General features: G+C 46.0%; 8 protein-coding genes and 1 pseudogene. 8 read left to right on the top strand and 1 reads right to left on the bottom strand.

Annotation, left to right across the window (positions count from 1 at the left end; all coding sequences use genetic code 11):
- From IM319_RS19560 to IM319_RS19530, 7 genes and pseudogenes are all read left to right on the top strand, one after another.
- Positions 1-197: pseudogene (locus tag IM319_RS19560) on the top strand (zinc ribbon domain-containing protein); the annotation flags it as partial.
- Between the two features lie 69 nt (positions 198-266).
- Positions 267-584, top strand: coding sequence for a hypothetical protein (locus tag IM319_RS19555; RefSeq protein WP_149985400.1), 318 nt, complete (start codon positions 267-269; stop codon positions 582-584).
- Between the two features lie 130 nt (positions 585-714).
- Complete coding sequence (locus IM319_RS19550) at positions 715-1,854, top strand: DegT/DnrJ/EryC1/StrS family aminotransferase (protein WP_287736631.1); 1,140 nt, start codon at positions 715-717, stop codon at positions 1,852-1,854.
- A gap of 37 nt (positions 1,855-1,891) precedes the next feature.
- A complete protein-coding gene (gene crtB, locus IM319_RS19545) occupies positions 1,892-2,797 on the top strand; it encodes a cyanoexosortase B (protein ID WP_287736630.1) in 906 nt (301 codons plus the stop codon).
- Positions 2,790-3,536: a cyanoexosortase B system-associated protein gene (locus IM319_RS19540; protein WP_287736629.1), complete on the top strand. Its 747-nt coding sequence runs from the start codon at positions 2,790-2,792 to the stop codon at positions 3,534-3,536. Before crtB ends, IM319_RS19540 begins: the two co-directional genes overlap by 8 nt.
- Before the next feature lie 132 nt (positions 3,537-3,668).
- Positions 3,669-4,883, top strand: coding sequence for a polysaccharide biosynthesis/export family protein (locus IM319_RS19535; RefSeq protein ID WP_287736628.1), 1,215 nt, complete (start codon positions 3,669-3,671; stop codon positions 4,881-4,883).
- Between the two features lie 117 nt (positions 4,884-5,000).
- A complete protein-coding gene (locus IM319_RS19530) occupies positions 5,001-7,223 on the top strand; it encodes a GumC family protein (RefSeq protein ID WP_287736627.1) in 2,223 nt (740 codons plus the stop codon).
- Between the two features lie 6 nt (positions 7,224-7,229).
- On the opposite strand, the gene IM319_RS19525 is transcribed toward IM319_RS19530, so the two are convergent.
- Positions 7,230-8,678, bottom strand: a complete 1,449-nt coding sequence (locus IM319_RS19525) for a family 10 glycosylhydrolase (RefSeq protein ID WP_287687189.1) — start codon at positions 8,676-8,678, stop codon at positions 7,230-7,232.
- A 346-nt stretch (positions 8,679-9,024) separates the two neighbouring features.
- On the opposite strand from IM319_RS19525, the gene IM319_RS19520 reads away from it, so the two are divergent.
- On the top strand, positions 9,025-9,780 hold the full coding sequence (locus IM319_RS19520; protein WP_286826315.1) for a cobalt-precorrin-6A reductase: 756 nt from the start codon (positions 9,025-9,027) through the stop codon (positions 9,778-9,780).
- Positions 9,781-10,023: the final 243 nt, after the last annotated feature.

Here is a 10,023-nt window from a genome sequence, read left to right as displayed (position 1 = left end):
TGCCGTTAAATATTCGAGAATGGGATTGTCCGAACTGTGGGACGCACCATGACCGAGATATTAACGCCAGTAAAAATATTTTGGCCGCAGGACTTGCGGTGTCAGTCTGTAGAGCGACCATAAGACCTTAACAGAGTAAATCTGTTAAGGCAGGTGCGAAACCCCGCAAGGGAAAGAAGCAGAAACCTAAATCGTGAGGTTTGGGAATCACCGTCCGTTTACGGCGGTGAGGATGTCAAAATAACCAGTTCTATCGGACAAATACCATGATTAATCACGATCCTTTCGGCGATCGCAAATTAGAGCGACTGCAATTAATGTTATATCTAATTCCCTTTCTAGGGGTGATTCCCTCCGCTTGGACATGGTATCGAGGGGAAGGAAAGGGAAAAGAAAGGCAAATTAGTCGCTTATCCTTGAATTTAACGCTAGGATGGCTACTTTTTTACACTTTCCTCTGGACTGGGGCTACTTTCAGCGACCAAACCTTGAGTTTTCGCTTTTTATACTGGAACGGTTTATTAACTTCTGCTTATATTCTCCTCTGCCTAGGAATTATCTTCAAAGTTTGGCGGCAAAAATAAATAGCTAGGCAGTCAACTTGATTCTTTTGGCCAAGTCAAGACCAAATCCCCTGAATAGGAATCTAGCCAACTCGCTCAAATCCATGCTAGTCTGTTGACACTTAATAATATCTCCATAAACAAGCACTAGATGAATTTCAGTTTAATCAAAGTTCCCTTTGTGGATTTAACTTGGCAAAATCAGCCCCTACAAGCAAAAATTACCGAGGCAATCCAAACAGTTATCGACCGGGGAGATTTTGTTTTAGGCCAAGCTTTAGCCGAATTTGAAACCGCCTTTGCCCAAGCTTGCGGAGTCGAGTATGCTGTGGGAGTAGCTTCTGGCACTGCTGCTCTTACCCTGGCTTTACAAGCTTACGGCATCGGTGCTGGGGATGAAGTGCTAGTCCCCGCTAATACCTTTGTCGCTACCCTTATGGGTGTTGTGCAAGCGGGGGCCAAACCGATTTTAGTTGATTGTCACCTCGATACGGCCCTAATTGACCTCGCGGCGGCTGCTCAAAGAATTACCCCCAACACCCGCGCCATTCTACCCGTACACCTGTACGGACAGATGGTATCACCCCAACAATTAGAGGATTTTGCCCGCAGCTATAATCTGATTATCTTTGAAGATGCGGCCCAGGCCCATTTAGCCAGTAGAGAAGGTTATCGCGCCGGCAGTGTCGGTGTAGCGGCCGGGTTTAGTTTTTATCCCAGTAAAAATTTGGGTGCTTTTGGCAATGGCGGAATGTTAGTGAGCAATGATCCCGAAATTAGCCAAAAAGCCCGCAGTTTAAGAAATTATGGCGCACCGAGCAAGTATTTCCACACCGATATCGGCACTAATAGCCGTTTGGATAGCATACAAGCCGCCATTTTAAACATTAAATTACCCCATCTGGAAAGCTGGAATCGCTCCCGTCATCGAGCGGCAAGACAATACGACAGGCTTTTGGCTCCTTTAGCCGATAAAGGCATTTTACCCGTACGAGACGAAACCGAGACTGGTCATGTCTATCATCTCTACGTTATTCGCATTCTCCCCCATTGTCCCGTTGATCGCCAACAACTACAAGAAAAATTAACTGCCGTCGGTATTCAAACCGGCATTCATTATCCGATTCCTTGTCATCTGCAACCGGCCTATCGCTACCTGGGTTATCAACAGGGAGACTTTCCTAATGCAGAGACTCTCTGTAAAGAAATTGTCTCTCTCCCCATGTACCCCGGCATCAGCGAGGAGCAGATTGACATCGTTGTTGAACAGATCACTGCGATCATCGGGTAACATAAATTCAGAATTTGTCACTAAATCGCTCCGTCCTATGGGTGTTAGTCCTTCCTTGTCCCCCGTCTCCCACAAAAATCGGCAATCTTGGCTGATTATCGGTTTCTTGGCGGTTATCTATGGTCCGGTGATCTTTCACTGGTACGATGGTTGGCTGAATAAATCGATCAGCATCGAACACGAATACTTTAGCCACGGCTTGATTGGCCTTCCCTACGCCGCCTATATTGTCTGGCAGAATCGCAAAAAATGGCAACGCCTCGAAGATCGCTCCCACCCCCTCGGAGCGTTTTTGTTAACCCTAGGAGCGATTTTTTATCTCCTCGGTTCCTCCCTTTGGGTTAGTATGTCTTTTCCGATTATTTTAGCGGGAATCTGTCTCTGGTTAAAAGGAACAGAAGGTTTTAAATTACAGGGATTTCCCCTACTTTTAACAGCCTTAGCAACTCCTAATCCTATCCCCTACCTGATTGCTCCCTATACCCTACCCCTACAGGTTTTTATTGCCGCTTGCGCTGGTTTTATTCTCCAGCAAGCAGGCTTAGATGCCTCCGTTGACGGTATCTATGTAGCGGTAGAAGGTAGGATAGTGGAAGTCGCTCCCTACTGTGCGGGGCTGAAAATGTTATTTACCAGTCTTTACGTCACGCTGCTGCTGCTCCATTGGACTGATACTATCGAAAACGGTCGTAAAACCCGCTTTATGCTCCTCAGTGCCTTTGGAATTAGTGTCGGGGCTAATATTATTCGTAACGCGCTTTTAGCTTGGTTTCACGGCACAGGACAGGACGAAAACTTCAAATTACTCCACGATAGCTGGGGGGGTGATTTATACTCGGTCTTTATGTTATTACTGATCCTTTTGGTCTTCCAAATCATGCAGTATCGCGAGGCGGTTAAGAAAAAGTCCCTAGCTCAAGAGGAAGTTAACCAGGATGATTAGTCAAAAAATTCCAGCCGAGGTAACTTTAGTGTTAGATAAACTCAAAAAAAAGCTACCGGGTAATTATTTACTGCTGTTGTGCCTGCTGCTGCTATTGATTTTAGGGGGTATCCTGCCCAATTTAATTTCTGGCCAGTGGTCTTGGGTGGATCAACCGAGAATCAGTAATATGCAGAAAATGCTGGCCCTACAAGAATCGGGAATCAAGTTCTCTGACCTGAAAACCATCGACCAGCAGCAAGGAAAAATCGGTGAGGGAAAATGGTCGGTACAAGTGGTGGAAAGTCCTGAAGGCAAGAGGAGCACCGTGCTTTTAAAGCCACAGATATACTATAAAAATCAACCAGGATTAGAATGGTCAGATATCACTTCGATTAGTCGTTGGAATCAGGAGGAAACAACCGAGCTATTAATCCCCACCCAGTCGGGAGGAAAGGCCACGGCTAGATTCTATCGTGCCTGGACACAAAACACCTTTGCCGTGGTGCAATGGTATGCTTGGCTAGGTGGTGGTCATTACGATCCCTCGGTGTGGTATTGGCTTGACCAATGGGCGCAATTAAAAGGACAGAGAGTACCCTGGATAGCCGTTTCCTTGGTGATTCCCTTAGAACCGACGAAAGAACTGCAAACTCTCACTCCCTTTGCTCTCAATCTCGCCAAGGAAGTTCAAAGTAACTTAGAACAAAATGTCTTAAGTCAATTAACTTCTCTGCCTGAGACCAAAAAAGAAAAGTAGTTTTTCTGCTCCCAACTATCTGTTTAAAAAAAACTAGCTCAAGGCACTTTTCTAGTCCTTAATAGCTTCTTTGTTCCTCTCCCACTAGATAACTCTCAGAAAATAAATTGATATATCTGTATGATTCCAGCAATGCTCAACAAGTTTTTGCCAGTTAGTTTATTCAGAACCGGGGCTATAGCCTTATCAGGGTTGAGTCTGACAGGGTTCTTATGGGTAATTCACTCCGAGAGACTCAAGGCCCAGGGTCCTTTGTCCATACCCCAGACTCAACCCGGAGCCGGGTTGGAATTTTTGCCCCCCCAACCCCCTAATCCCACCTTTCCCGAAAACACGATTCCCCCTACTGGCTACAGTCCACCGGTTTACTCTCCCAATAATCGCCAATCCCGACAAATTCAGACCTATCGACTCGATATCGGCGATCAAATTAGTGTCTCGGTTCCCGATTTTCCCGAATTTAATTCCACGGGGCCGGTGGATCCCGATGGTAATTTTCTGGTGCCGATTTTAGGGCGTATTCCTGTGCGGGGCTTGACTTTAGACGAAGTACAAACTAAAATCCGCCTCGAATTGGGGCGAAAATACTTGCGGGAGGAACCGGAAGTGATTGCTGTTTTAACCACTGCCCGTCCCATCCAGTTAACCATTCTGGGAGAGGTACAGCGACCGGGGTTTTATAGTATCGCTCCTAATACTCCCCTAGCGCAGGTACTTTTGGCGGCGGGGGGTGGCACTCCCAGAGCCGATCTGCGTTCGATCGTTGTCCGTCGGGTTTTAGTCGATGGTACAGTATTAGAGGAGAAACTTGACCTTTATACTCCCTTAATTAAAGGGGAACGCTTGCCAGATATGCGTCTGCAAGGGGGCGATGCCGTGATTGTTTCCAAGCTAGAAGTAGGCCAAGAAACGGGATATAATCGCACACTGGTGGCTAGAACCACCCTCGCCCAGCAGAATATCACCATCAGGGTTTTAGCTCCCTCACTTCCTTCGGGAATTTCCCTGAGAAATGTTTCGATTCCCAGTGGCAGTACCTTCCTCGATGTGGTGGCTAGTTTACCAGTTTCCGATCGCCTGCGGATTAATGTCAATGAAGTGTCCCTGCTCCGTTTTGACAGTGCCAAAGGGGGAATTGTTAGTCAAACTTTGAGTCCGATAGCGGCAGTTAGGGGAGATATATCCCAAAATGTTCCCCTAGAAGATCAAGACGTAATTATTGTCACCCGCACCCTATTAGGGGAAATTTTCGCCGCTTTTAATATTATTACCCAACCCATTCGGGATATTTCCAGTTTTACCAATACAATTCTCGACTTTGGCAATCAATTCAATAACTTCCAATAATTGAGGGGCAACTTGCTCCCTTCACTCCTTAACACAACTTCATCAGCTAGGATTTCAAGGGCGAGAATCACTCTTGACCGCTAAAATGTAAAGAATCTGGGAATATATTAAAAAGCTATGGCTCTACCAATTGTTAAACGATTTCTCATCTCGCTAGATCAGAACAAATTTGTGGGAATATTCGTCTTCCTCGTCTGTTTAGGCGGTTCTGTGATCTTTGCTCTCCTACCCGATCCTGAGAAACCCCCCACCTTTTATCGGGCGGTGGGACAATTGGCCTACCGGGTGCCGCCGCCAGCTTTTACCAGTACAGGAACCCAACTGCAAGAACAAGGGCGGGCTATTGACCGCGATTTACTGCTATCTCCCCGGGTATTGCTCAATGCCGCCAAAAAATTGCAATTTAATCAGGAACAGATCGTTAAAATTCGCGATCGAGATTTGAAAATCACCTTCCCCGGTGAAGCGGAGGGACAAAAAAATAATAGCAATCGGTCTACAGGAACCGACCAACCCCAAGAGATACTTTTAGAGTTAACGGCCGACTCCCAGGCCAAGGCGGAGTTAATTCTCGAAACCTTGATGAAGGAAATGGTGGAATACAGTCGCTGGCTGAATACTTCCCAGTTACGGGCCCGCATAGAAGCTCTCAGTGTCCGACTTAACGAAGTCCAAAAAGATTTAACCAGAGCCGAAGAAAAGTTTTATCGCTACATTAGTACCCAGGGTTCAGATTTATTGGCGATTCAAGATGGGAGTTTATTCACCGCGATCACCAGTAGTCAACAGCAACAGCGAGAAATTCGCCTAGAACTGCAAGGTATTCAAGGACAGATTAATAGTCTGAGTAAACAACTCGATTTAACCCCCGATCAAGCTTACACCTCCTCGGCCCTTAGTGCCGACCCGATTATTGCCAGTATCCGAGCGCAGATATTGGACACGGAAACCCAATTGGAGCGACTACAGAAGGATTTACGCCCCGAACATCCCACCGTAGTTAAATTACGCAAACAACAGCAAGTTAACGAATCTCTCTTACAAAAAAGAGCCGTCGAGGTGATCGGAAAAGATGGTGTCCTTACCGATCTTCCCAGCAGTCGCATCCGTCAGCAAAGTAATCTCGATGCCACCCGTCAACAACTAGCGGCTCAATTAGTCACCCTGCAAACCCAGCGCGAGGGTTTAATGAAACAATTAGAATCCTTAGTGACTCAGGAACAGCAATTACGCTCCCAATACGAGAAATTCCCCGATAAACAGCTACAGCAAGCTCGTTTAACCCAAGCCGTCGCCTTTCAACGGGGTATCTACGAGAATATTCTCAATGCTCTGGTGGATGCTCAGGCTGCAGAAGCGGAAACCGTGGGTAGTCTCACCGTCGCCCAACCGCCAGTTGCTCAAGCGATCGAACAGGTGTTTAACCGCAAGAATCGTACCTTGATTCTCTTGGTGGGTGCTGGTTTGGGAACTTTAGCCGGATTGGGTACGATTCTCCTGTTAGCAGTGATCGATGATCGCCTGCACAGTCCCCAAGAATTGCGGGAAGCTTTGGTTAGTCGGGATATACTACTCTTGGGACAATTGCCCATTGTCCGGAATTTAGAGGGCGAGGAAATCGATCCGATTCTCGCCGATGCTAATGCCAATTATCTCCCCTACTACGAACGTTTACGCAGTACCCTGCGACTTGTTGGCGGCGGCGAAACGGTGAAAGTGGTTGTTGTCACCAGCATTACTGGCGGAGAGGGGAAAACCGCCACTGCCTATAATCTGGCCATCGCCGCGGCTTTAGCGGGCCGACGGACTCTGTTAGTCGAAGGAGATCTGAGAAGTCTTTCTAAGTCCGAAGAAATCGGAGTCACTCCCGATCCCAATTCTTTCCGAGAACCCCTACTTTACTACGGGGCAAAAAGTAAATCGATCCGGCTGGCCCCAAATATAGAAAACCTTTCCATTTTGCCTAGTCCCGGTCCGCAAAAACAAGCGGCAGCTATCATTGAATCGAGCGAATTACAATTAATTCTCAAAGATTCTCGCGGCCGTTTCGATCTGGTGATTGTGGATACTCCTTCTCTGTCTAGCTGTAATGATGCGCTGCTCTTAGAAGAACTAGCGGACGGGATTATTCTGGTAACGCGCCAGGCGATAACTCGTTCTAGTCTCTTGAGTGAAGCAACTGACCAGTTAACAGAAGCGGAAGTGAAAATTTTAGGGGCGGTGATTAACTACGTCGATATTACGCCGACTCTCAACACCGCCGAACCAGAACTGCCGCCTTTGATAGTTCCCCCACCACAGGAAAAAACAGAGACAGAGGAAGTGAAAGTGGAGGTGTAAATGCGGTTACTTATGACAAAATCTTCTGGCTCGATCGAATTGTGGTTCTTGCCAAGAAAAAGCAAAATGACTGATACTATCTATGCTGGGAAAAGCTAGGCGAATCGCTTCCATTTGCACTTCTAAGGAGGGACGATTGTTATAGGGTTGTCCCCATAAACCCGCTAAAGCTGGGATAACAGCAGTTTGATTTCCCCTGCTTGCCACTACTCTTTTGATCTGATTAACCACACAGGTAGTATCGTTACAATTAGCGTAGGACATGGGATGCCATTCTAGGGAAGGGGGAAAACTATCCCAAGCTTGTAACCGGGAATCAAAACCTTGATTACCCACAAGACGATTCCCATCGGGAAAAAACACTGCCCCGGCGGGAATTCCCTGACGTTCCACTAGGGCGGAAAAATAACTAATATAATCAATTACACCCTGGGCAGCATGGGCAACCGCTAGGAACCAAAGTTCTAATTTGAGGCGATCAAAACGACTTTTAACTGATTGTTTCATCTCCTCTTCTAAGGGGATTCTACCCTGCCAAAGAGGGGCGGTTTCTTGGGGATAAAGGCGATCGGCTTCGACGATATCATGGGGGGAAATTTTGCCGCGAGTCAGATAGCGATCGATTAAAAATTTGCCCTTATTATTCAATCCTCGATTAATTAAAGCTTGTCGGGATGCCGGACTAAAAATCCATAAATCTTGGACATTATCAGCCACGGAATCGACTCCTGTTCCTCTGGGATAGCGAATATAATCAAATAAAACTCCATCGGGACGACGTTGTAAAATGGCTTCTAGGAGAATTAAATAATCCTGTCGCGCTTGATTACTGTAGGGATCGACAAAAGTTTGGGATCGATCATCGACAAAAGAGGTGCTATCCTGTCCTTTACCATTGCGTGCTAACACCTCCTGTCGCTCGGGTTTTAAGCTATAAGCATAGCCAAAATTGAGGCTAAATAACCAAGCATAAACCTTTAAACCGCGTTTATGTCCCTGTTCGATCGCCTGTGCTAATAAATCCACATTTCCCGCACCCGGATTTTTAATGACGCTATCCCAAACGGTGGGATTATTGTTAGGAGGTAATAAGACTTGACCATCGGCAAAAACTTCCAGATAAACTGTATTATAACCTTTGGCCACGATGCGATCGAGGATACTTTCTATCGATCCGGGACGGGTATCACAGGAGTAGAGACGTAACCAGATCGCCTGTTCCTGTAACCAGTGTCGGGAACGACAAAAGCGCAATTGTTCAGCATATTTCTGCAATAAAATGTTATATTCTTGGGGGGAAGTTTGACGCAGATTTTCTTGTTGTTTGATTTCCGATTCGGACAGTTGACAGTTATTATTGACCGCGAGGCTAGGGTTAATCCCTAGAGGACTACTCCAGAGGATTATAGCGAGGAAACAGGATAGCGATCGCAGATAATTGACTTTCTTTAACATAGTTGTTCACGGCAAAAGTAGCAAAGGAAAAATTTTCTTAGTTTGCTATTTTTTTAGAGCAGTTATCTTAATGGTGAGGTATAAGGTTTTCGGGTTGGGGATAGGAGAGACAGGAGACGATTCCCAGTCAGATTATACTTCACCTTTATCGAAAATTTGGGTTGAAAACCCCGGCAAAATTTTGCCACCAACCAACCCAATCAACCGATCAGATGTTTCGATTCAACTAATTTCTAAGCGCCAGTAGAGAGTTTCTTCAGGCGAGAAGCTAACCCCGTCAAATCTCCTTCCTTTGCAAGGGAAGATAGGAAGATGGAAAATTAGTTAACCTTTTGGCAATTGCTAGATGACTAAAAATAAAAAAGTGCTGATTTTAGGGGGAACGGGGGAAGCGGCGGCATTAGCGGCTAAAATTGCGGCAATTCCGGGTATAGATGCCATCGCTTCTTTGGCCGGTCGCACGAGAGAACCGATTACTCTCACAACTCCTTCTCGCAGGGGGGGGTTTGGTGGTGCCACTGGGTTAGCCAATTATCTGCGTCAAGAACGCATTGATTGTTTAATTGATGCCACCCATCCCTTTGCCGCACAAATTTCCTTTAATGCCGCTCAAGCCGCCTCGGATTGTGGTATTCCTCGATTAATCTTAAGTCGTCCAGCTTGGGAAAAAGTATCTGGAGATAATTGGATTGAAGTAGAAAACAATCAAGCAGCGGCGAATATTTTACCAGGGTTAGCGCTGCGGATATTTCTCACTATTGGTCGGCAAGAACTGGCAAGTTATGCACATTTAAAAAATATCTGGTTTTTGATGCGGATGATCGACCCACCGGCAGCGGATGCCATCGTACCGGTTGGAAAATTATTGTTGGCACGGGGGCCTTTTTCCTTACAGTCAGAGCGCTCTCTTTTACAAGAATATAAGATTGGGGCGATCGTGAGTAAAAATAGCGGCGGTGATGCCACTTACGCCAAAATTATCGCCGCTAGAGAGTTGGGAATAATCGTGGTAATGATACAACGTCCACCTGTACCTGAAGGAGAAAAAGTGGCGGATGTTAAAAGTGTCCTGGCATGGTTAGAAAAAAGATGGCTCTCTTGATTTTTCTGGAAAAATCATCAGTAAACCCTATCTAAATTACTCGTTAAGACTGCACCGAAGAAGGGAGCAGGGAGAGGAATTTTGAGCATTTGTACTAAAAATTCCCCTACGCAGTTTAAATTCAGTACAGCTTATCAGTTATCAGTTATCAGTTATCAGTTATCAGTTATCAGTTATCAGTTATCAGTTATCAGTTATCAGTTATCAGTTATCAGTTATCAGTTATCAGTTATCAGTTATCAG

It is taken from the genome of Microcystis sp. M113S1, assembly GCF_020246945.1.
In the GTDB taxonomy this organism is placed as follows: Bacteria; Cyanobacteriota; Cyanobacteriia; order Cyanobacteriales; family Microcystaceae; genus Microcystis.
Note: the sequence above shows the minus strand (reverse complement) of the source record. Positions and strands in the feature narration are given on the sequence as shown.